Annotated in this window: 20 protein-coding genes and 1 tRNA gene; 7 read left to right on the forward strand and 14 right to left on the reverse strand. The window is 73.3% G+C overall.

The genetic code is table 11. The features are described from left to right. The first annotated feature begins 250 nt into the window (after nucleotides 1-250). Both ACIRS1_RS03630 and ACIRS1_RS03635 read left to right on the forward strand, forming a co-directional pair. Nucleotides 251-829 (forward strand): TerD family protein, encoded by a 579-nt coding sequence (locus ACIRS1_RS03630; protein WP_360210005.1) that lies wholly within the window; start codon nucleotides 251-253, stop codon nucleotides 827-829. A 149-nt stretch (nucleotides 830-978) separates the two neighbouring features. After that, on the forward strand, nucleotides 979-2,073 hold the full coding sequence (locus ACIRS1_RS03635; protein ID WP_360210003.1) for a DUF475 domain-containing protein: 1,095 nt from the start codon (nucleotides 979-981) through the stop codon (nucleotides 2,071-2,073). An 82-nt stretch (nucleotides 2,074-2,155) separates the two neighbouring features. Here the strand turns inward: ACIRS1_RS03635 and ACIRS1_RS03640 are convergent, their stop codons facing one another. Then, nucleotides 2,156-3,373 carry a DUF2637 domain-containing protein gene (locus ACIRS1_RS03640; protein ID WP_402836516.1) on the reverse strand — a complete coding sequence of 406 codons (1,218 nt, stop codon included), beginning with the start codon at nucleotides 3,371-3,373 and terminating at the stop codon, nucleotides 2,156-2,158. Between the two features lie 347 nt (nucleotides 3,374-3,720). Between ACIRS1_RS03640 and ACIRS1_RS03645 the strand changes: the two genes are divergently transcribed. Then, nucleotides 3,721-4,470, forward strand: coding sequence for a Tellurium resistance (locus ACIRS1_RS03645; RefSeq protein WP_402836518.1), 750 nt, complete (start codon nucleotides 3,721-3,723; stop codon nucleotides 4,468-4,470). Nucleotides 4,471-4,620: 150 nt separating this feature from the next. Here ACIRS1_RS03645 and ACIRS1_RS03650 read toward each other — a convergent pair whose 3' ends face one another. Further along, nucleotides 4,621-5,889: a TerD family protein gene (locus tag ACIRS1_RS03650; protein WP_402836520.1), complete on the reverse strand. Its 1,269-nt coding sequence runs from the start codon at nucleotides 5,887-5,889 to the stop codon at nucleotides 4,621-4,623. Nucleotides 5,890-6,260: 371 nt separating this feature from the next. Between ACIRS1_RS03650 and ACIRS1_RS03655 the strand changes: the two genes are divergently transcribed. From ACIRS1_RS03655 to ACIRS1_RS03665, 3 genes are all read left to right on the forward strand, one after another. Continuing rightward, on the forward strand, nucleotides 6,261-7,457 hold the full coding sequence (locus ACIRS1_RS03655) for an HpcH/HpaI aldolase/citrate lyase family protein (protein WP_396316811.1): 1,197 nt from the start codon (nucleotides 6,261-6,263) through the stop codon (nucleotides 7,455-7,457). A gap of 286 nt (nucleotides 7,458-7,743) precedes the next feature. After that, nucleotides 7,744-10,332, forward strand: coding sequence for a phosphoribosyltransferase domain-containing protein (locus tag ACIRS1_RS03660; RefSeq protein ID WP_402836522.1), 2,589 nt, complete (start codon nucleotides 7,744-7,746; stop codon nucleotides 10,330-10,332). After that, nucleotides 10,332-11,186, forward strand: a complete 855-nt coding sequence (locus tag ACIRS1_RS03665; RefSeq protein ID WP_387898022.1) for an HAD family hydrolase — start codon at nucleotides 10,332-10,334, stop codon at nucleotides 11,184-11,186. Before ACIRS1_RS03660 ends, ACIRS1_RS03665 begins: the two co-directional genes overlap by 1 nt. A gap of 60 nt (nucleotides 11,187-11,246) precedes the next feature. Here the strand turns inward: ACIRS1_RS03665 and ACIRS1_RS03670 are convergent, their stop codons facing one another. Beyond that, nucleotides 11,247-11,468 (reverse strand): zinc ribbon domain-containing protein, encoded by a 222-nt coding sequence (locus ACIRS1_RS03670; RefSeq protein WP_360222652.1) that lies wholly within the window; start codon nucleotides 11,466-11,468, stop codon nucleotides 11,247-11,249. A gap of 190 nt (nucleotides 11,469-11,658) precedes the next feature. Beyond that, entirely contained in the window at nucleotides 11,659-13,026 is a 1,368-nt protein-coding gene (locus tag ACIRS1_RS03675) for a hypothetical protein (RefSeq protein ID WP_402836525.1), read from the reverse strand. 167 nt (nucleotides 13,027-13,193) lie between these two features. Between ACIRS1_RS03675 and ACIRS1_RS03680 the strand changes: the two genes are divergently transcribed. Continuing rightward, nucleotides 13,194-13,268 (forward strand) — tRNA-Val (locus ACIRS1_RS03680). Between the two features lie 68 nt (nucleotides 13,269-13,336). On the opposite strand, the gene xerC is transcribed toward ACIRS1_RS03680, so the two are convergent. The 10 genes from xerC to ACIRS1_RS03730 form a co-directional block, all read right to left on the reverse strand. Next, nucleotides 13,337-14,479 (reverse strand): tyrosine recombinase XerC, encoded by a 1,143-nt coding sequence (xerC, locus tag ACIRS1_RS03685; protein ID WP_402836527.1) that lies wholly within the window; start codon nucleotides 14,477-14,479, stop codon nucleotides 13,337-13,339. Beyond that, nucleotides 14,479-14,670 carry a helix-turn-helix domain-containing protein gene (locus tag ACIRS1_RS03690; protein WP_402836529.1) on the reverse strand — a complete coding sequence of 64 codons (192 nt, stop codon included), beginning with the start codon at nucleotides 14,668-14,670 and terminating at the stop codon, nucleotides 14,479-14,481. Before ACIRS1_RS03690 ends, xerC begins: the two co-directional genes overlap by 1 nt. 273 nt (nucleotides 14,671-14,943) lie before the next feature. Beyond that, nucleotides 14,944-16,938: a DUF3987 domain-containing protein gene (locus tag ACIRS1_RS03695; protein WP_402836531.1), complete on the reverse strand. Its 1,995-nt coding sequence runs from the start codon at nucleotides 16,936-16,938 to the stop codon at nucleotides 14,944-14,946. Nucleotides 16,939-17,017: 79 nt separating this feature from the next. Further along, complete coding sequence (locus ACIRS1_RS03700; RefSeq protein WP_402836533.1) at nucleotides 17,018-17,377, reverse strand: hypothetical protein; 360 nt, start codon at nucleotides 17,375-17,377, stop codon at nucleotides 17,018-17,020. After that, entirely contained in the window at nucleotides 17,374-18,378 is a 1,005-nt protein-coding gene (locus ACIRS1_RS03705; RefSeq protein WP_402836873.1) for a DNA cytosine methyltransferase, read from the reverse strand. The genes ACIRS1_RS03700 and ACIRS1_RS03705 overlap by 4 nt, the downstream gene beginning before the upstream one ends. 47 nt (nucleotides 18,379-18,425) lie before the next feature. Continuing rightward, entirely contained in the window at nucleotides 18,426-19,019 is a 594-nt protein-coding gene (locus ACIRS1_RS03710) for a hypothetical protein (protein WP_402836535.1), read from the reverse strand. A gap of 184 nt (nucleotides 19,020-19,203) precedes the next feature. Further along, on the reverse strand, nucleotides 19,204-19,509 hold the full coding sequence (locus tag ACIRS1_RS03715) for a hypothetical protein (protein ID WP_402836536.1): 306 nt from the start codon (nucleotides 19,507-19,509) through the stop codon (nucleotides 19,204-19,206). Nucleotides 19,510-19,519: 10 nt separating this feature from the next. Continuing rightward, complete coding sequence (locus tag ACIRS1_RS03720) at nucleotides 19,520-19,702, reverse strand: hypothetical protein (protein WP_402836537.1); 183 nt, start codon at nucleotides 19,700-19,702, stop codon at nucleotides 19,520-19,522. Nucleotides 19,703-19,713: 11 nt separating this feature from the next. Further along, on the reverse strand, nucleotides 19,714-20,151 hold the full coding sequence (locus tag ACIRS1_RS03725; protein ID WP_402836539.1) for a hypothetical protein: 438 nt from the start codon (nucleotides 20,149-20,151) through the stop codon (nucleotides 19,714-19,716). Between the two features lie 37 nt (nucleotides 20,152-20,188). After that, nucleotides 20,189-20,377 carry a hypothetical protein gene (locus ACIRS1_RS03730; RefSeq protein ID WP_402836541.1) on the reverse strand — a complete coding sequence of 63 codons (189 nt, stop codon included), beginning with the start codon at nucleotides 20,375-20,377 and terminating at the stop codon, nucleotides 20,189-20,191. Nucleotides 20,378-20,443 lie beyond the last annotated feature (66 nt).

Raw genomic sequence — 20,443 nt, forward strand, 5'->3', positions numbered from 1 at the left:
GCCGCCCCCCCCTGTGCGGGGGCCCAACCGGGCCCCCGCGGGGCCGGCGGCGGGGCCCCCCCCCGCCGGGGGGGGGGGGGCCCCCCCCCCCCCCCCCCGGGGCGGGCCCCGCCCCCGTTCCGTCCCGGCGCCGCGCGCTGGGAGGATGTGAGTTCAGGAAGTTCAGCCGGCCAAACGGGGCCGGCCGGGGTCTCGGGGGACTACACCTTGTAGGCGCGCCCCGGGAGAAGGCAAGGGAGGAAGAACAGTCATGGTGGTCACGCTCGCCAAGGGCGGGAACGTCTCGCTCACCAAGGCCGCGCCGAACCTGACGCAGGTCCAGATCGGCCTCGGCTGGTCCGCCCGTTCGACCACGGGCGCACCGTTCGACCTCGACGCGAGCGCCCTGATCTGCGGCGGCGGCCGGGTGCTCGGTGACGAGTACTTCGTGTTCTACAACAACCTCAAGAGCCCCGAGGGCTCGGTCGAGCACACCGGCGACAACCTCACCGGCGGCGACGACACCGGCGACGACGAGGTGGTCCTGGTCAACCTGGACCTCGTCCCGGCCCAGGCGGACAGGGTCGTCTTCGCGGTGTCGATCTACGACGCCGAGGCCCGGCTGCAGAACTTCGGGCAGGTCCGCAACGCCTACATCCGGGTCGCCAACTCCCTGGACGGCCAGGAGATCGCGCGCTACGACCTGTCCGAGGACGCGTCCAGCGAGACCGCGATGATCTTCGGCGAGCTGTACCGCTACGCGGGCGAGTGGAAGTTCCGCGCGGTGGGCCAGGGGTACGCCTCCGGCCTGCGCGGCATCGCGCTCGATTTCGGAGTGAACGTACAGTAAGGGCGAAAATCAGAACGATCGCACCCAACCAACGATCATGAGAACAGAGGGCAGTGCGGGGGTGACCTGACCGGGCCGGGCCCGGTCAGGGCGTCTCGGGACGAGGCCGACCCCCGGCACGGCCCGAACCCGAAAGGTAACCAAGTCCCGTGTTCCTCCGCACTTTCGGCTGGTCGTTCGCGATCACCGTCATCGGCCTGATCGCGGCCGGACTGCTCTGGGGGGCCCAAGGATTCGGCATCGTGCTGATCCTCTCCATCCTGGAGATCTCCCTGTCGTTCGACAACGCGGTGGTCAACGCCACGGTGTTGAAGCGGATGAACCCGTACTGGCAGAAGATCTTCCTGACGGTGGGCGTGCTCATCGCCGTCTTCGGCATGCGCCTGGTCTTCCCGCTGCTGGTCGTCGGCCTCACCGCCCAGCTCAACCCCAGCACGGTCATCGACCTCGCGCTGCACTCCGACAAGACGTACGAGGGCCTCACCTACGGCCAGTACCTGGAGGCGGCCAACCCCGCCATCGCGGCCTTCGGCGGCGTGTTCCTGCTGATGATCTTCCTCGACTTCGTGTTCGAGGAGAAGGAGCACAACTGGCTGGCCTGGATCGAGCGCCCGCTCGAGAAGGTCGGCAAGCTGGACGCCTTCTCCGTGGTCGTCGCGCTGGTCACCCTGGTGCTGGCCTCCAACTTCTTCGCCGGGGAGCACGCGGAGACCGTTCTGCTCGCCGGTGTCCTCGGCATGATCACCTACCTCGTGGTCGGCGGGCTCTCCTCCGTCTTCGAGGCGGGCCTGGAGGAGGAGGCCGAGCGCGAGGAGGAGGCCGAGAAGAGCGGCAAGTCGATCGTCCAGGTCGGCGGCAAGGCCGCGTTCTTCCTCTTCCTCTACCTGGAGGTCCTGGACGCCTCGTTCTCCTTCGACGGCGTGGTCGGCGCGTTCGCCATCTCCAGCGACATCTTCCAGATCACCCTGGGCCTCGGCATCGGCGCGATGTACATCCGCTCGCTGACCGTCTTCCTGGTCCGCAAGGGCACCCTGGACGACTACGTCTACCTGGAGCACGGCGCGCACTACGCGATCGGCGCCCTGGCCGTGATCCTGATGGTCGGGATCAAGTACCACATCCCAGAGATCGTCACCGGCCTGATCGGCGTGGCGTTCATCGGGCTGGCGCTCGGCTCCTCGATCCTGCGCAACCGGCGCGAGGGGTCGGACGACGACCACGAACTGGTGAGCAGCGACCAGTAGTCGTTCGGCACACCGCACGCGCGAAGGCCGCCCCCGGGACTCCCGGGGGCGGCCTTCGCGCGTGCGGTGTGGTGCGCGGTCCTCAGCCGAGCTGCTGCTCGATGGCGCGCAGCTTGCGCTCCAGCGAGTCCAGCTTCGGCATCGAGAGGGTGTCGTCGTCCGCCGTCAGGTCGACGGTCGAGCCGCGCTGGGACGAGCCCTTCTCGGTGCCCGAGGAGTACGACGAGCCCGAGGAGTAGGAGCCCGAGTCGTAGGACGAACCCGACTCGTAGGACGAGGAGGACGAGTAGGACGACGACGAGGAGTAGGACGAGGAGGAATAGGACGAGCCGACGGCGGCACGCGGGCGGCGGCCGGCGTCCAGGGCGCCCGAGGGGGCCGACTCGAGCGCCGCGGAGGCGGACTGACGCGGGGAGGCGGTGTCCGACTCGGCCGCTAGGGCAGGCTCCGTAGCGGTCGGGCCGTCTCCGGCCGCCGTCAGCGCCGGCACCTGGCGGCCGCCGCGGGCCCGGGTCAGCATGCCGCCCTGGCGGGAGATGGCCTTGAGCTCGGCCCGCTCGCGACGGTCGGCGGTGCGGGCGCGGGCCTTGGCGTCCAGCTTCGCCTGACGCTCCTCGCGCACCTCCTCGACCGCCTCGTCCAGGCTGCGGACGTTCTCCAGCAGCATCAGCGACCAGGCCGCGTAGGTCTCGCGCGGGGCGCGCAGCCAGCGGACGATCCGGATCTGCGGCAGCGGGCGCGGCACGAGGCCCTGCTCGCGCAGCGCGGCCTTGCGGGTCTGCTTCAGCGCCCGGTCGAACAGGATGGCCGCCGAGATCGACATGCCGGAGAAGAACTGCGGGGCACCGTCGTGCGACACGCCGCGCGGGGCGTGCACCCAGTTGAACCAGGCCGAGGCGATCGCGAACACCCAGACCAGCAGGCGCGAACCGAGCGCGGCGTCACCGTGGCTGGCCTCGCGCACCGCGAGCACCGAGCAGAACATCGCGGCGCCGTCCAGGCCGAACGGGACGAGGTACTCCCAGCCGTTGGAGAGCCCCAGGTTCTCCTTGCCGAATCCGACCAGGCCGTGGAAGGAGAGCGCGGCCGCGACGCCGGCGCAGCAGAACAGCAGCGTGTAGGAGGAGATGCCGTAGATCATCTCCTTGCGCCGCCGCCGCTCCTCACTGCGCTCCCAGGAGTCGCCGGCCTCCTCCTTCTTCGTGTTCTTGAAACGCAGCGTCGCCACCAGCACGGCGACGAACAGCAGGGCTGCGCCTCCGACGACGGTCCAGACCAGCTGTATGGAGGTCAGGTTCATTGCGGGTCGGGCCTCGGGTTTCCGCAGGGGACGGGTTCACGGAGCGACACAGGCGGCCAGCTCCCTTGGTGCCTGGGCCGCCTGACGGATCGTTCGTCGCCGCACGGCGTGCCCACCGCGCCCGCGCAGGACGGGACGGGACACCTGTGCGGCTAGACGATATCGCGTCCGAGGGGGCCGCATGTTACGGGAGGGCGGCTTCCCCGGCCAATCGGCCCGAGGGTGAGCGCCGGGCGGCGCTTTGGGGTAGGGGAGAGGACGGTTCGGGTATCCGGCGGCCGGGCTGATGCCCGATCATGGAACGGCGCCCCGTCAGAACGCCTGACGGGGCGGGGGGAGAGGACGGGATGGTCTCGATCTGGGAGTACCTGCGCGGGGAGCGCAACTACACCTTCGACAACCCCGGCGGTCAACACAAGGTCATACTCACCAAGTCGACCCCGCAGCACGCGATCACCGGGTCCGCGGCCACCACCGGGTACCTCTACGTCAACCTGCACTGGACCACCCGCTCCGGAGCCGTCCGCCCGAGCGGCGGCGAGCGGATCAAACGCTTCTTCAGCCCGCGCATCCTCAGCCCGCTGGAGCCGGACACCGCCCAGAACGAGCAGGTCAACGTCGACCTCGATCTGGCCTGCATGTACGAACTGTCCGACGGCAGCAGCGGGGTGGTGCAGCCGCTCGGCGGCTACTTCGGCGACCTCCGGCAGCCGCCGTACATCAAGCTCAGCGGCGACGACCAGTACGGGGCGCCCTCCGGCGAGACGATGTACGTCAACCTGGAGAAGAAGGACAAGTTCAAGCGGCTGCTGATCTTCGTCTACATCTACGACGGGACGCCGGCCTTCGAGCAGTCGCACGCGGTGGTGACGATCGTGCCGCAGACCGGGCCGCGGATCGAGATCAAGCTGGACGAGCGGGCCCGGGCGGCGCGCTCCTGCGCGGTGGTGCTGATCGAGAACGCCGGGGACAACCAGCTGACGGTGCGCCGGGAGGTGCGGTACGTCAACGGCTTCCAGGCGGACATCGACCGGCTGTACGGGTTCGGGATGCAGTGGCAGCGCGGCTACAAGGGCGAGTCGGGCGGCGCGGAGTAGTTCGGCGGGCCGGGGCGGCCCGGCGGCGCCCCGCTGCCGAGCCCGGACCGGGGGGCGGACCGGGGGCCGGGGCCGGCCGGCGGATCCCGCCGGACGAGCCCCGTGCGGCCGTGTGGTCCGTGCGGCCGTGTGGTGAGTGAGGCGGTCCGGTCAGCGCGGCTGGAACTGCGGGCCCTGTGGCGGCAGGGCGAAGTCCTCGCCTCCGGCGGGCTGGCCCTGGCCCTGGCCCTGGCCCTGGGCCTGGGCCTGGGCCGGCGGCTGAGCCGGCGGCTGAGCCGGGGGCTGGGCGTGCTGTTGCTGGTGCGGGTACCCGTACCCCGTGCCCTGCTGCGGCGGGGCGGGCTGCTGCTGCGGGTATCCGTAGCCCGTGCCGGCCTGCGGCGGGTACTGCTGGGGGGTGGGCTGCGGATACCCGTAGCCGGTGCCCTGCGGGGGCGGGGCGGAGTGCTGCTGCGGATAGCCGTAGCCGGCGCCGGACGGGGCCTGCGGCGGCTGGGGGTAGCCGTAGCCGGTGCCGGGCTGGTGGCCCGGAGGCACGGGCGGAGGCGTCGGCGGTGCCGTCGGCATGGCCGGTGGCGCGGTCGGCGGCGGAGTCACGGTCGGCGGGGCGGTGGGCGGCGGCGGGGTCGGCGCCTGGCCCGCGGCGGCGGTGGTCTGCGGACGGCCCTGGGCCTGACCCTGGCCCTGGGGCGGGGTCGAGGGCTGCGGGACGGCCGGGGCCAGGGTGAAGGTGCCGGGCTCGGGCCGGGCGGCCGGACGCGGGTCGGGCAGCGGCGTGCTGCGCGGGTCGAGGGCGGCGGTGGGCGTGGCGGTCGAGGCGGGCGCGGCCGTGGGGGCCCCCGCGGGCGCCCCGGAGTCGGCGCCCTCCGCCTCGTCGTCCACCGTGATGCCGAAGTCGGTGGCCAGGCCGATCAGCCCGGAGGTGTAGCCCTGGCCGATCGCCCGGAACTTCCAGGCCCCGGCCCGGCGGTACAGTTCGCCTGCGACCAGGGCGGTGACGTTCTCCCCGTCGCTGATGTCGAACTGGGCGAGCGCCGTCCCGCCGTCACCGCTCGCGGCGTCGAAGAGCAGCAGGCGCAGCCCCGGCACCGCCCGGAACGGGCCGCCCTCGGAGGAGCCCGCCAGCACCACCCGGTCCACGTCGGCGGGCAGCTTGGCCAGCTCGACCTCGACCGTGTCGATGATCTCGGCGCCGCCGGAGGTCTGCTGCTTGGGCAGGTGGCGGACCAGGCCGGACGGGTGCCGGGGCTGGTTGTAGAAGACGAAGTCGGCATCCGAACGGACCTTGCCGTTGGCTCCGAGCAGCAGCGCGGACGCGTCCACGTCCGGCGCACCGGGCGTGGCGCTCCAGCGCAGCACGGCGCGGACCGCCGCCGCCGGCAGTGCGATGTTGGCGCCCTTGGCCATCACGTGCGTCATAGCGGACCATCCTGCCCGTTCGCCACCCCTTCGGACAACGTGACCGGGGTTGCCGGGCTCGCGTCGGACTTTGCCAAGACTTGCGCTTGCCGGGGGTTTGCCGGGACTTCACCCGCGATCGGTGAAGTGGACGGAGATGTTCCGAGAGTTCAGTGACCCGGAACCGCGGACGGCCGGATCCCGTCCGTACGATGGGCGGTCGAAGGGCCCCCGGGGGTCCGGCGGAGGGGGATCCGCCGGCGCGCACCCGGGAACCACGGCGCCCGGCGAGCCGGTCGACCCCCGTGCCGTCCGGCCCGAACCCGGTGCCGCGCCGCGCCGCCGCACGCCCCGGCAACGGGCCGGAGCCCGTCCATCCTGAGGAGAGCACCTTGCGCCATTTCGGCCACCTCGCCGACGACGTACGCGGCCGGCTCTTCCTGGAGGAACCCAGGCCGTTCACCGCCCGGAGCGAGCCCGCGGTCCTCGCGACCGCCCTCGGCGGCACCCTCTACTGCCCCGCCACCCGGCCCGCCCTGGCCGCGGACGTCCGCAAACAGGCTGCTCGGGGGGTGGTCTCGATGGTGCTCTGCCTGGAGGACGCCATCGCCGACCACGAGGTGGACGCCGGGGAGCGCAACCTCGTCGAGCAGTTGAACGATCTGGTCACGGACTTCACCGACTGCACACAGGGTCACCCCCTGCTCTTCATCAGAGTTCGAGCCGCCTCCCAGATCCCGGACCTCGCCCGACGGCTCGGGCCGGCCGTCGACCTGCTCAGCGGCTTCGTCCTGCCGAAGTTCACCACCGAGAGCGGCGGCGCCTACCTGACCGCCCTGGCCGAGGCCGAGGCCGCCACCGGGCGCAGGCTGTTCGCCATGCCCGTGCTCGAATCGCCCGAACTCGCCCACCTGGAGACCCGCCGCGGGCAGCTGTTCGGCATCGCGGAGCTGCTCGCCGCCCACCGGGAGCGGGTGCTCGCCGTCCGCCTGGGCGTGACCGACCTCTGCTCCGCCTACGGCCTGCGCCGCTCGCCCGACCTCACCGCGTACGACGTCGCGCTGGTCGCCGCCGTGATCGGCGACGTCGTCAACGTGCTCGGCCGGGCCGACGGCACGGGGTACACCGTCACCGGCCCGGTCTGGGAGTACTTCCCGGTCCAGGAGCGGATGTTCAAACCGCAACTGCGCCGCACGCCCTTCGCCGAGGCCTCCGGCACCGACCACGCCTCCGGCGAGGAGGTCCGGCGGCGGATCATCGAGCACGACCTGGACGGGCTGATCAGGGAGGTCGAACTCGATCGGGCCAACGGCCTGCTCGGCAAGACCTGCATCCACCCCAGCCACGTCCCCGCGGTGCACGCACTCTCCGTGGTCACGCACGAGGAGTACTGCGACGCCCGGGACATCCTCCGGCAGGAGCAGGACGGCGGCGGCGTACTGCGCTCGGCGTACACCAACAAGATGAACGAGGCCCGGCCGCACCGCGCCTGGGCGGAACGGGTACTGCTGCGGGCGGAGGTGTTCGGAGTGGCCCGGGAGGACGTGAGCTTCGCGGAACTGCTGTCGGCCTGCCTGTGCGGGGGCTGAGGCGGGCGGCGCCCCGCGGCCGTGGGCGTCCGCCCGCGGGGCGAGGGCCGCGGGGCGCTCGACCGCTGATCCGAATGACCCGTTCGCTCCGGACGGCCCGATTGGTCCGGACGGCCTGATTGGGCCGGACAGCCCGATTGACCCGGACGCCCTGATTGATCCGGATGAGCTGAGCTGTTCGATCCGTAGGACCTACCAGGTCCGCAAGGCCCGGCAGGTCCGAGTGGCCCACCAGGTCCGTACGACCCACAGATCCGCAACCGCACCACCGAAGGCAGGACCAGCAGTGACAGCACAGCAGACGTGGACCGGTCAGTGGGTCGCCGACCGGGCCGGCATCGGCCTGACCGGATCCGACCGCCTCCCCGAACTCGTGGGCCTCGCCCTGCGCGAGAACCGCAAGCGCGCCCACCTGCTGGTCTCCACCGTGCTCGGCAAGCACGTCCCGCAGCGGCCCTCGGTCGTCCACCGCTCCGGACTCGAACTCGGTGCCCGGGTCCGCGAACTGCTCGGCGCCGAGGCGGCCGCCCGAGCCGTCGTCCTCGGCTACGCGGAGACCGCCACCGGCCTCGGCCACAGCGTCGCCGACGGCCTCGACGCCCCCTACCTGCACTCCACCCGCCGCCCGGTACCCGGCACGGCGCCGCTCGGCGGCTTCGAGGAGGAGCACTCGCACGCCACCTCGCACCTGCTCCTCCCCGACGACCCCGGCCTGCTCGCGGGAGACGGCCCGCTGGTGCTGGTCGACGACGAGTTCTCCACCGGGCAGACCGTCCTCAACACGATCCGCGCCCTGCACGCCCGCCACCCGCGCGACCACTACGTCGTCGTCGCCCTGGTCGACCTCCGCTCGGCCGAGGACCGGCACCGGCTCGACGGCACCGCCGCCGAACTCGGCGCACGGCTCGACCTGGTGGCCACCGCCAGCGGCGCCGTCCGGCTCCCCGTCGACATCCTGGACCGCGCCGAGCGGCTGATCGCCGAGGTCGGCCCGGCCCCGGCCGCCCCGCCGGCACCCCGGCCGGCCCCGCTGGTCCGGGCCGCCCTGGACTGGCCCGCCGGACTCCCGGACGGCGGCCGGCACGGCTTCACCGCCCGGCACCGCGCCCGGCTCGACGCCGCCCTGCCCCGGTTGGCCGAGCAGCTGGCCGCGGCACTGCCCACGACGGCGGAGCGCGTCCTCGTCCTCGGCTTCGAGGAGCTGATGTACGCGCCGCTGCGCCTCGCCGACGCCCTCGCCGACCGGCTCGGCGGCGACCGCGTCCGCTACTCCACCACCACCCGCTCACCGGTCCTCGCGGTCGACGACCCCGGCTACGCCATCCGCACCCGGCTCGCCTTCCCCGCCCACGACGACCCGCAGGACGGGGCCTCGCAGGAGCGCTACGCCTACAACGTCGCCCCCGGCGCCGACCCGGCCCGCCGCTTCGACGCCGTCGTGCTGGTCGTCGACGACGTCGCCGACACGCCCGCGCTGCACGAGGGCGAGCACGCCCTGATCGGGCAGCTGCGGCAGGTCACCGACCGGGTGGTGCTCGCGGTGCTGCCCTCCCACCGGCCGTCCGGGGCGGGGCCGGCGCCCGTGCTGGCTGCGGCGTCCGGCCCGGCTGTCCCGTCCGCGCCGACTGCGGCGTCCGGCCCGGCTGCCCCGTCCGCGCCGACTGCGGCGTTCGGCCCGGCTGCCCCGTCCAGCCTGGCTGCCCCGCCGGTCCCGGCGTCGCCCGTGGTGCTGCCGACGCCGCTCCGCGGGCCGGCGTTCTCCTCCTACCGCCCCGACGAGGTCGCCTGGCTGCTCAAGGACCTCTCCGACGTGCCGCTCGAAGCCCCCACCGAGGAGCGGGAGGAGGCCGTCCAGAACGGCGGCGCCCACTACGCCGAGTCGCTGCCGGTCGAGTACCAGCCCAGCCCCGAGTACCAGGAGCTGTTCCACCAGGCGCTGCGCAGCTCCGCCCGCCGGATCGCGCTCGCCGTCGGCACCGTCGCCGAGACCCTGCTGCGCGAACGCGGCCCCGGCCTGGTGCTGGCCTCGCTGGCCCGGGCCGGCACGCCCGTCGGCATCCTGATCCGCCGCTGGCTCGCCTTCGCCCACGGCGTCGACACCCCGCACTACGCCGTCTCGATCGTCCGCGGCCGCGGCATCGACCCGGTCGCGCTGCGCTACCTCGACGCCCACCACCCGGCCGGCGACGTGGTGTTCGTCGACGGCTGGACCGGCAAGGGCGCGATCACCCGCGAACTCGCCGAGGCCCTCGCCGGGACCGGCTTCGACCCGGACCTCGCCGTCCTCGCCGACCCCGGCCGCTGCGTGCGCACCCACGGCACCCGGGACGACTTCCTGATCCCGTCCGCCTGCCTCAACTCCACCGTCTCCGGGCTGATCTCGCGCACCGTCCTGCGGCCCGGCCTGATCGGACCGGACGACTTCCACGGCGCCAAGCACTACGCCGAACTCGGCACCGCCGACGTCTCCGCCGCCTTCCTGGACACCGTGGCCGACCACTTCGCCGCCGTCCGCGCCGAAGCCGTCGCCGCGGCCGACCGGCTCGCCGTCGACCCCGACCGTGCACCCGACTGGGCCGGCTGGGCCGCCGTCGAGCGGATCAGCGGCGAGTACGGCATCGACAACGTCAACCTGGTGAAGCCCGGCGTCGGCGAGACCACCCGGGTCCTGCTGCGCCGCGTCCCCTGGCGCGTGCTCGCCCGGCGCGGTGCCGGCGCCGACCTCGACCACGTCCGGCTGCTCGCCGCCCAGCGCGGAGTCGAGGTCGAAGAGGTCGACGGCCTGCCCTACACCTGCGTTGGCCTCATCCACCCCCGCTACAGTCGAGGCGCGACCGGAGCCTCCGGTAGGGCCGTTCTGACGAAGGAGTCCTGATGCACACCGACGTCGCGACCGAGGTGCTGGTGGCCAGCGACCTCGACCGGACGCTGATCTACTCCAACCGGGCCCTCGCCCTGGACGTGCCCGACCGGCTCGCCCCGCGGCTGCTCTCCGTCGAGGTGCACGACGGCAAGGCGCTCTCCTTCATGACCGAGCAGGCCGCCGCGCTGCTCGTCGACCTCGCCCGCGAAGCCTGCCTCGTCCCCGCCACCACCCGCACCCTCACCCAGTACGAGCGGATCAACCTGCCCGGCCCGACGCCCGGTTGGGTCCCCGCCTACGCGATCTGCAGCAACGGCGGGCAGCTGCTCGTCGACGGCGTGCCCGACCAGGACTGGCGCGCCGAGATCACCGGACGCCTCGCCGCCGGCTCCGCCCCGCTCGACGAGGTCGTCCGCCACCTCGCGCTGACCGCGGCCCCGGAGTGGACCCACAAGCGCCGCGCCGCCGACGGGCTCTTCGCCTACCTGGTCGTCGAACGCGCCGAACTGCCCGCGGGCTGGGTCGACGAGCTGACCGGCTGGTGCGCCGAACGCGGCTGGACGGTCTCCCTCCAGGGGCGGAAGGTGTACGCCGTCCCGGCGCCGCTCACCAAGAGCGCCGCCCTCGCCGAAGCCGTCCGGCGCACCGGTGCGACCACCGTCCTCGCCGCCGGCGACTCACTGCTCGACGCGGACCTGCTGCTCGCCGCCGACGCAGCCTGGCGGCCCGGGCACGGCGAACTCGCCGACTCCGGCTGGACCGCCCCCGGCGTCACCGCCCTCGACGAGGTGGGGGTGGCGGCGGGGGAGGAGATCGTCCGGCGCTTCCTCACCCGGGTCCGCGGCGGCGTCCCGGTGGCGGGCTGAGGGCTCGGGGCCGGGAGATCGGGGGGCCGGGGGTGGTGGTGAACGGGAAGGTTTCGGGTCCTAGCCGCAGCACCCCCCGCCGCAGCAGCCCCCGCCACCACCGGAAGGGGCCTGCTGCGGGGCCCCGCCGGAAGCGGCACCCGTGACGGCGACGGTGGACAGCAGCTTCGCGGTGTCCTCGTGGCCCTGCGGGCAGACGGCGGGGTCGTTGGCCTGCGCCATCGGGCGACGGAGCTCGAAGGTGGCGCCGCAGGAGCGGCAGCGGAAGTCGTAGCGTGGCATACCCGCAGGGTACCCAGGGGCGGGCCCGTTGTCCGAGCCCTGCGCGGGAGCGGCCCGGCCGCTCCCCTTCCGCCCGGGTTCCCGCTCCGGGTTCGGCCCCTGCAGCCTCGCCGTGCCGTCCTGCCGTGCCGCCTTGTCGTGCTGCCTTGTCGTGCTGCCTTGCCGTACCACCTTGCCGTACCGCCTTGTCCTACCGGTGACCGCCGAGATCGCCGCGGATCAGGTCGATCACCCGGGCCGCCGTCTCCCGCACGCCCGCCAGCTCCGTCAGGAAGTGCCAGTAGTCGGGATGCCGGCCGGCCGCCTCCAGCACGGCCACCGCCCGGTCCAGCCGCGCCACCGCCTCGTCCAGCGGCGCCGCATGCCGCGGGTCCGGCGCGCTGCGGCCCGCCATCGCCAGCCGTTGCGCGTCACGCAGCGCGAAGCGGGCCCGCTCGACCTCGCGGCTCGGATCGTGCTGCACCTCGTTCAACTGGCGCAGCCGGTCGTTCACCGCGACCACCGAACCGTCCGCCGTGTCCAGCAGCGCGCGCACCGTACCGATCGCGCCCGTCGCGTCCGCCCAGCGCTGCTCGTCCCGCGCCCGCGAGGCCTCCGCCAGCTTGCGCTCCGCAGCCCGGCCGGTCTCCGCGACCTGGTCCGGCACCCGCTGCAGGTCCTGCCAGCAGGCCGTGCTGAACCGACGGCGCAACTCGCTCAGCGCCGGCTGGACCGTCTCCGCCTTCGTCTCCAGCGCCTGGATCCGGGTCCGCAGGCTGGCCACCCGCCGGTCGATCTCCCTGGCCCGCTCCGGCAACTGCCCGGCATCCGCCGCGATCGCCTCCGCGCGCTGCTTCACCCCGTCCGCGCGACGCAGCGTCTCCGCTACCCCGTGCCGGGCCGGGCCCTCGTTCAGCCGCCCCAACTCCGGGGCCAGTTCGGCCAGCCGGGCCGCCAGGTCGTCCGCCCGCAGGCCGGCCCCGCGCGCCGCGTCCAGCGCGTTGCTCGCCTCCAGCAGGGACCGCTTCGCCTGCTCGACCGCCGGGGCGACCCGCATCAACTGCTGCTCGGCCCGATCGACGGCCGGCTGCAGCCGCTGCAGGAAGTCGTTCAGCTCCGCCCGGGCGGACCCGAGCTGCCCCTTCACGTCCTCCAGCTGCCGCCGGGCCCGCGCCGCGGTACCGGCGTCCAGCGCCTCGTCGTCCAGGTTGTACGCGTCCAGGGCGCCCAGGTAGTTCACGGTGACCTGGTCCACCCGGCCGGAGATCGCCTCCAGGTCGGCCAGCGCCCGCCGGGTCGCCGCCTCGTCCTCACCCGCCCGGACCGTCTCCACCGCCAGCTGCACCTCGCGCTGCGTCGAGTCCAGCTCGTAGAACGCCTCCTGCGCGGCGTCCCGGGCCGCCTTGGCCTCCGCCCGCACACCGTCCCCACCGCGCCGGCCCCACCAGCCACCGCTCCCGGCCGAGGCCAACCCCACCGCACCCAGCGCACCCGCCAGCACCACCGGCAACACCAGCGCGTCGGCCAGCGCACTTCCCGCCCGACGCCACCCCCGCCCGCTCCCGCCGGCCACCGTCACTGCGCGCTCCCTGCTCCGACCCTCTGATCCACCCCCATTCTTCCCGATCGCCCCACCCCACCGGCACCCCCCACCACCCGTCCCACCCCCCGACCACCCCGCACCACACCACCCCCCGGAACCAGGTACCCTAGGCACTCGTCGTGCGCCCACCAGCCCACGACGGGGGGCGCGTAGCTCAGCGGTAGAGCGCTGCTCTTACAAAGCAGATGTCGGCGGTTCGAAACCGTCCGCGCCCACCAGCGCAAAAGGCCCGCAGCGATCATGCTGCGGGCCTTTTGACTGCACTGATTGACGGCAACCGCTGATGTCAGCCGGTCTTGCGGCGCCTCTTGAGCAAGCGGTCCATGTGCCCGAGCGCCTCGCGCCTCGTCTCCTCCGAGACGTGCGTGTAGACGTTCATGGTGACGGCGATCTGCGAGTGCCCGAGGATCTCCATCACCACCCGCGGGGCGACGCCGGCGGCGAACAGGATGGTCGCGCAGCCGTGCCGCGTGTCGTGCAGCCGGATGCGCGGCAGACCGGCGTCAGCGCCGATCCGCTCGAAGGACCGGCTGAGGTTCCGGGGCTCGATCGGCCGGCCGGTCCGTGTGGTGAACACGTACCCGGTGTCCTGCCACTCCTGGCCGGCGTCCTCCCGCTGCTTCGTCTGCTGGAACCGTCGCCACCGCAGCGGAGCGATGCACATCGCCGGCAGCGGGATCGCCCGCGTCCGGCGGTTCTTCGTGCTGTCGGCGTACAGCTCTTTCTGCACCCGCTGGAGCTGGGTGCGAACGGTCAGCTTGCGGCCGTCCAGGTCGATGTCGCTCCAGCGCAGGCCCAGGATCTCGCCGCGCCGGAGGCCCAGCGTGATGGCCAGGACGAACGCCGTGTACAGCGGGTCCGGGCGCGCGGCCTCCAGAAAGGTGATCGTCTCGTCCAGCGTCCACGTCTTCATCTCACGCACCTCCACACGCGGGGCCGGTACCAGGGTGGCCACGTTCCGGCTGATCAGTTCTTCGCGGCAGGCCGCCGTCAGGGCCGTGCGCAACACGCGGTGCGACTCCTTCGCCGTGGCGGCGGATGCCTCCCGCGCCACGGTGCCCACGAGGCGGCGCACGTCGGGGACACTCAGCGACTCCAGGCGCTTGGTCCCGATGTGCGGGATCAAGTAGCGCCTGACGTGGGTCTCGTACTTGGCGTACGTCGTCTTCTTCCGCTGCGGCCGGATGAACTCCTCCAGCCAGTAGGGGAGCCACTCGGACAGCTTCTGCGAGCGCGTCGGGGTCGGGACGCCGTCCCGGGCGCGCTTCACCAGCTCCTGGCGCTTGGCGTCGCACTCCTCCCAGGTGTCGCCGTAGACGGTCTTGCGCTTGCGGGTGCCGTCGGGCTGCGGGACGTACACGCGCCCCTCGTATCGGCCGTCTTTGCGCTGCCAGATGCTGCCGGCGCCGTTCGGGTTCTTTCGGGCCATCAGGGAAGGTTCTCCTCGGTCTTGGTGCGGATGTAGTCGGCGAGGCTGTCGACGGCGATCCGCCGGCAGCGGCCTTCGGTGAAGCTGATGAGCGTCTTGGCGCGGATGAGGTCGTAGACCTTGCTGCGGCTCATCCGGAGTGCGGCCATGACCTCGGGCACGGTCAGGGCTTCGGGGATGGCGGTGGCCACGGGCGTCCTTTCCGGAGCGCGGCGGGTGGTTGGGTGCACCAATTGGTGACTACTCACGGCAACGGACCCTGTGTGCGGACGGGGATTGGGGCCGGAAAGTGTCAGGGATGTCAGGGAAAATCGCTGACCTGCGGTTTTGGCTCCTGGCAGGGCGTCAGGGATTGTCAGGGATGTCAGGGAAAATCGGCTTTTCCCTGACATCCCTGACGTTCCCTGACGGGCGGTCAGGGCGTGTTTTGGCTGGTCAGGGATTTTCCCTGACATCCCTGACGGTTACGGGGTTTCCGCTCCGTCCACGGGGGCGGCGAGTGCGGGGTGGACACGGAACGTAGCGGCCGGTTGGCGCCCTCGGCGGCCGTCCGCGGGCGGCTGGTCGCTGCGGAGGTAGCCGTGCTGTTCGAGCAGGGTCAGGGCGGGTTCGACGTCGGCGACCTTCTTGAAGCGGCGGCTGCTGGCGACGGCGTCGTGGGCCTTGATGTGGGTGCGGTGGGTGCCGTCCTTCTTCGGCCGCTGGAGCCACTGGAGGAGAACGTGGGCGTCCTCGGTGGCGGGGTCGGCGGCGATGAGGTCGAAGACGGCGAGGGTGTGGGCGGTGTAGTAGTCGGCGATCTCGGCGGCCCGGTCGACGGTGGCGGCGTCGAGTTCGCCCCGCCAGGTGCCGGGGTCCTGGTCGGAGGCGATGTGGTCGGCGAGGTGGAGCAGGACGGCGATGCGGGCGATGTGGCCGACGAGCTTGCCGGCCCAGTCCTTGATGTGGGCGAGCGGCTGGTCGGGGCGGAGCTGCACCTCGACGCGTTCCTGAAGCTTCTCGACGGCGAGGTCGGCGGCCTGGTCCATGACGACGACCACGGGCTCGGCGAGGTCGGTCATGGCGCGGAGCAGGCGGGCCAGGTTGCGGTGGTAGGCGTTCGCGACCTTGTCGGGGATGGGGGTGGTGCGGATCTTGCGGTAGCCGAGGTTGGAGGGCGGCAGGGAGTAGAGGAAGCGGGCGAGCAGGCCGCGGTCGCGGGCGCCGGGGGCGGCGCCGAGTTCCTGGAGGACGGCGGGCTGCGGGGTGGCGCCGATGGTGAGGGCGGGCTTGTCGACGGTGGGCTGCTCGCGGGTGATGCGGTCGGCCTGGAGGCGCTCGCCCTTGTGGGCCTGGAGGAACACGCCCAGGTTCGGCTTGCTGCTGTACCGGCCGAGCATGCTGTCGAACAGGTCGCCCTCCGGAGAGAGCGCGGCCAGGCACCGGTGCACGGCGAGTTGGCTGGTGACGGTCTCCGGGGTGATGTCCCCGGACAGGGTCAGGCGCGGACTCGGCGGCACGGTGATCTGCTCGGCGAGCATCTTGGCGGCGGCGATCTCGGCGACGAGCTGGGCGCGGTCGGTGTCGGGGTTCTTGCGGGCCTTGGCCATCAGGGCCTCGACCTCGGCGAGCGCGGCGTCGCGGGCGGTCTCGGCCTCGATGATCGCCGCCCTGGCCTCGGACTGGAGCTCGGCCTCGACCTTGTAGACGGGGCCCATGGTGAACGCGAAGACGTCGGACTTGCGGCTGGCCGGGGGCATCGCGCACGTGAGGTAGAGGTTCGACTGCTCGCGCCAGCCGGGGCGGATCTCCACGTTCACCCGGCCGCCGGCGGCGGTCGACAGCGCGGCCAGGGCCATGGTGGCGGACGCGTCGGGCGGGGTCTGGGTGAACTCGGCGACGGCCTCCACGTAGGCGCCGACCCACCCGGGCAGGGCCTTCACGGGGAAGACGGGCAGAGCGGCGTGGGAGCCGAGGGGGACGGGGTCGAGCCAGGTGTCGCCCGCGGCGAGGTCCGCGAGGACGGACAGGGCGGCGATGCGGACGGCCTCCAGGTCGGTCTGCTCGTCGCCGGCCATGTGGGCGAGGCGGCTGGTGGTGGTGCCGATGCGGCGGCGCTCGGCGGCGACGCGCACGATCTCGGCGTAGTAGTCGCCGTTGGCGGCGGTGGGGGTGGCCTCGATGCACGCGTGGAGGTAGCCGGGTCCGCCGACGCGGCCGAGGTCGCCCTGGGCGCGCAGGACGCCGGTCAGCAGCAGCGGGTCGACCGGCCGTTCGCCGCCGGCCATGCGGGTGATGGCGCGCCAGATCGTCTCGTGCGCGGGGTGGTGGAAGACGCCGGGGTCGCCGAGCTGGGCGGCCAGCGCCGGGATCTGGGCGGGTTCGAGCAGGGCGGAGCCGATGACGGCCTGCTCGGCGGCCTTGACCTCGGCGGGCTCGGGCCGGAACGGGATCACGTTCGGCGCGTACTCGGTGCTCAACGCGGGCTCCTTTCGTGCGGGAGCAGGGCGGTCCGGGCCCGGGAAGACGTCGGGCGCGGACCGCCCGGTGGATGGGAGGTCAGAGGTCGAACAGGGAGTCCGGCTCGTCGGCCGGGGCGGCGGCGTGCCGGGCCTTGCTGGCGGCGCGGCGGGTGGCGTCGTGGCACTCCGGGCACCACGCGGCGAGCTCGCGCTTGGTCAGGGCGGCGGCCCGGTGGGCGGGGAGGAGCAGACCGTTCGGGTCGGCGGGGGCGGCGAGCAGGCGCACGGGGCCGGCGCCGTGGCGGCGGCCGTAGCGGCCGTGGACGGTCTTGCACCGGTCGCCGTCCTTCTCGTGGCTGGTGCCGCAGGTGCCTCGGCACTGGCAGCGGCCTCCGGCGGCGGCCAGCACGGCCTGCCACAGGCCTTCGGCGTCGCCGAGCGGCGGGATCCGGTTCACGCGGCCACCCCCGACCCGGCGTCGCCGGCCGTGGCGCGGTCGAGAAGCAGGCGGAGGGCGGCGGAGGCCTGGTCGGGCAGGACACCGTTGCCCAGGGCCTTGAGCTGGGCGGTGCGGGTCAGCCCGGGGACATCGGTGACGTGGCCAGCGGGCAGGCCCATCAGCCACTCGACCATGACGGGGTTCAGGCGCCCGGAATCGTCAGTTGGTCGGGGTGCGGGGCGGCCGAGGACGGTTTCCCACCGGTGGACGGCCGGGCCGTAGGAGCCCCAGTCCGTTCCGTCCCGGGTGTCGGTGTCACGGCGCTGGCCAGGGTCGGGTTGCCCCGGGTGAACGTCGCGCTCGTGCGGTCGCCGTCGGCGGCCGTCGGGGTCGGCAGCAGGGAGATCGTGTGCCGCAGGTTCATCCCGCCCCGGCCGGTGTGTCCGGTGCCGGTGGACTCCGACACGGTCGGGGTGGGCAGCAACTCCACGTTCGCCGGGCCAGGCGAGGAGGAAGACCCTGTTGCGCTGGTGGGCGGCGCCGACGTCGGACGCGCGCACGCTCGTCCATTCCGCATCGAACCCGAGGCCGGCCAGGTCTCCCAGAACGGCGCCGAGAGCGCGAAGAGCGAGGGGCCGTCCGGTCGCCGGGTCCAGATCCGGCGCTGCGGGTCCCACTCCAGCAGCGTCGCCGCGGTCGGCTTTCGCCGAGAGGAGGCCTTGGACATTCTCGATCACCACCAGGGAGGGCCGCAGTTCACGGACGGCGCGGGCGACCTCGACCCACAGGCCGGAGGTTGCGCCGGGGGCGATTCCGGCCCGCAGACCGGCCAGGCTGACGGACTGGCAGGGGAAACCGGCGGTCAGCACGTCCACCGGCTCGACGTCGCCCCAGGTGACGGCGGTGATGTCGCCGAGGTTCGGCACGTGCGGGTGGTGGTGGGCCAGGATCGCCGACGCACCCGGGTCGGGGTCGGCCACCCACGCCAGCTCCCCGCCGAGCACGGCGCGGGCGGCCATGTCCAGGCCGCCGTACCCGGTGCACAGGGACCCGATCCGCGGGCCGGTCACGACGCTTCTCCGAGCAGGGCGGCGAGGGCCGGGCCGGCGATCCGGTTGACGTGTTCGGCGAGCACGGCGACGGAGGCCTTGGCCTCGTGCGTCAGCATGGCGCCGGTCCGGTTGGTGGTCGGGGTGATCAGCACGTCGGTGGGGATGGGCAGGCAGAGGTAGGCGGAGAGGACCAGCGTGGGCCGGTGGTCGGGGATCGGCTCGACGGTGGGCGACCAGGGGCCGTGGTGGTGGCAGTCGCGTTCCCAGTCCAGCCATCGGCCCGGCCGGGGGCGGGTGGCGAGGGCGTGGTGGGGGACGGGGGCGGTGAGGCGCATGACCAGGCCGGTGGGGTCGTCCTCGGCCAGGTGGGCGGTGACGGCGAGCAGGTCCGGGCGCAGGTGGACGTAGCCGGGCGACATCACCGGGACGGTGGCGATGCCCCACGCGACGACGGCGAACTCGGCCGCGGTGTAGGGCGGTTCGCCGTCCTGGGGGAGGCCGGCGTGCCGGTCGAGGTAGGCGCCGAAGCGGGAGTGGCCGTCGGAGGCGTGGCGCCTGTCGTAGCCGTCATCGACGACGGCGAGCGTGAAGCGGTCGAACTCGGGCATGCTGGTTCCCGTCTCTGAGAAGGGGACGCAGGGCCCCGCACCAGCCGACTCTCTGCCAAGAAACGGCGGCTGGCGTGGGGCTTCGTGCTGCGTGGGCGCGGTCTGTCCGTCCCCCGCACCGCCCGGACCCCCGCCGCGGGCTGCGGCGGTGGTCCGGATGGCACGGCGGTCGGCACAGGCCGGATCAGTCCCGGTCGAACTCGCAGGTGGCGTCGCAGTCGTAGTAGCCGCAGCCGCCGCATTCGGGGCAGTGCTCGTAGTCGATGAGGACGACGTCGTGGATCTCGTCGTCCCAGTACTCGTCTTCGTAGCCGCCGCCGCTGCCGTGGCAGCCCTCGCACATCTCGGTGTGACCCGGCTGCGGACCGGCCGCCTGCTCCTCTTCGATGCGGCGCTGTTCGTCGGCGAAGTCGAGGGCGATCTCGGCGGCCTTCTCTTCCTCGCGGTTGGGCTGGTCGACGTAGTCGTGCTGGTCGAAGTCCTCGTCCATGGGTGGCCTTTCAGGCGTCGGGCGCGGCGGGCTTGGGCTGGTCGGTGAGGGCGTGGATGGCGTCGGCGATGGCGAGCAGGGCGAGTAGGTGGGCGTGGTCGGCGGGCGGGAGTTGGCCGTATCGGGCGTAGACCTGGGCGAGGTCGTAGTTCGAGGCGTTGAGCAGGCCGGCGGGGTCGAGCGGGTTGGTCAAGAGGGGTCCGTTCAGCGGTTGTGGTTGGAGACGGTGACGTTGACGTTCACGGCGCCCTGGGAGCCCCCGCCGCCGGTGGCGCCGCGGAGTTTGGCGACGCAGTAGGTGCCGGCGCCGATGGCGACGAGTCCGCCGAGGCTTCCGGCGGCGGCCGAGAGGGCCTGGGCGGCGTAGCCGATGCCGAGGCCGGCGGCGCCGAGCCCGATGCCTCCGGCGGCGAGACGGGCGGGCCACGGGTCGCGCGCCGGAGCGGGCGGCGCGGCTGGGGCGGGGGCCGGTATGACGACGGTGGGCTGGTGCGGGATCGGCGGGTGGGCGTAGAGGACCGGCTGCGGGGCGGCGGGCTGGTAGATGGCGGGCGGTGCGGTGAGCGGGGCGGCCGCGTAGTAGGGCTGGCCCTCGGCGGTGTAGAGCACCAGGGCGGGCTGCGGGTACGGGGTGTGGTCCACGGTGCTTCTCCCGTCGGGACGTTGAGCGGGGCGGGGGTCAGTGGCCGGAGACGATCCGGGTGACGGCGGAGAGGAAGTTGTTCACGGGGTCGGCCATGCCGGTGGAGGCGAGGGTGAAGCCGGACAGCCAGAGCACGACGGCGGTGGGCAGGGAGACGCGCCGGCCGCGGATGAGGACGGCGGAGAGGATCGCGAACAGGGCGGTGATGCTGAGCGAGACGATCACGGCGGTGCCTCTTCCAGTGGTCGGGAATCGGGTGTGGGAAGGCCCGCCCGGGCGGGTGCCGGGCGG

The organism is Kitasatospora sp. NPDC101176, assembly GCF_044768035.1.
Lineage (GTDB): Bacteria > Actinomycetota > Actinomycetes > Streptomycetales > Streptomycetaceae > Kitasatospora.

Excerpts from the sequence above, each read along its gene's own strand:
- ACIRS1_RS03630 (WP_360210005.1), top strand. The coding sequence starts at position 251 with ATGGTGGTCACGCTCGCCAAGGGCGGGAACGTCTCGCTCACCAAGGCC.
- ACIRS1_RS03640 (WP_402836516.1), bottom strand. The coding sequence starts at position 3,373 with ATGAACCTGACCTCCATACAGCTGGTCTGGACCGTCGTCGGAGGCGCA.
- ACIRS1_RS03645 (WP_402836518.1), top strand. The coding sequence starts at position 3,721 with ATGGTCTCGATCTGGGAGTACCTGCGCGGGGAGCGCAACTACACCTTC.
- ACIRS1_RS03650 (WP_402836520.1), bottom strand. The coding sequence starts at position 5,889 with ATGACGCACGTGATGGCCAAGGGCGCCAACATCGCACTGCCGGCGGCG.
- ACIRS1_RS03665 (WP_387898022.1), top strand. The coding sequence starts at position 10,332 with ATGCACACCGACGTCGCGACCGAGGTGCTGGTGGCCAGCGACCTCGAC.
- ACIRS1_RS03670 (WP_360222652.1), bottom strand. The coding sequence starts at position 11,468 with ATGCCACGCTACGACTTCCGCTGCCGCTCCTGCGGCGCCACCTTCGAG.
- xerC (WP_402836527.1), bottom strand. The coding sequence starts at position 14,479 with ATGGCCCGAAAGAACCCGAACGGCGCCGGCAGCATCTGGCAGCGCAAA.
- ACIRS1_RS03705 (WP_402836873.1), bottom strand. The coding sequence starts at position 18,378 with ATGGCCGCCCGCGCCGTGCTCGGCGGGGAGCTGGCGTGGGTGGCCGAC.
- ACIRS1_RS03710 (WP_402836535.1), bottom strand. The coding sequence starts at position 19,019 with ATGCCCGAGTTCGACCGCTTCACGCTCGCCGTCGTCGATGACGGCTAC.
- ACIRS1_RS03715 (WP_402836536.1), bottom strand. The coding sequence starts at position 19,509 with ATGGACGAGGACTTCGACCAGCACGACTACGTCGACCAGCCCAACCGC.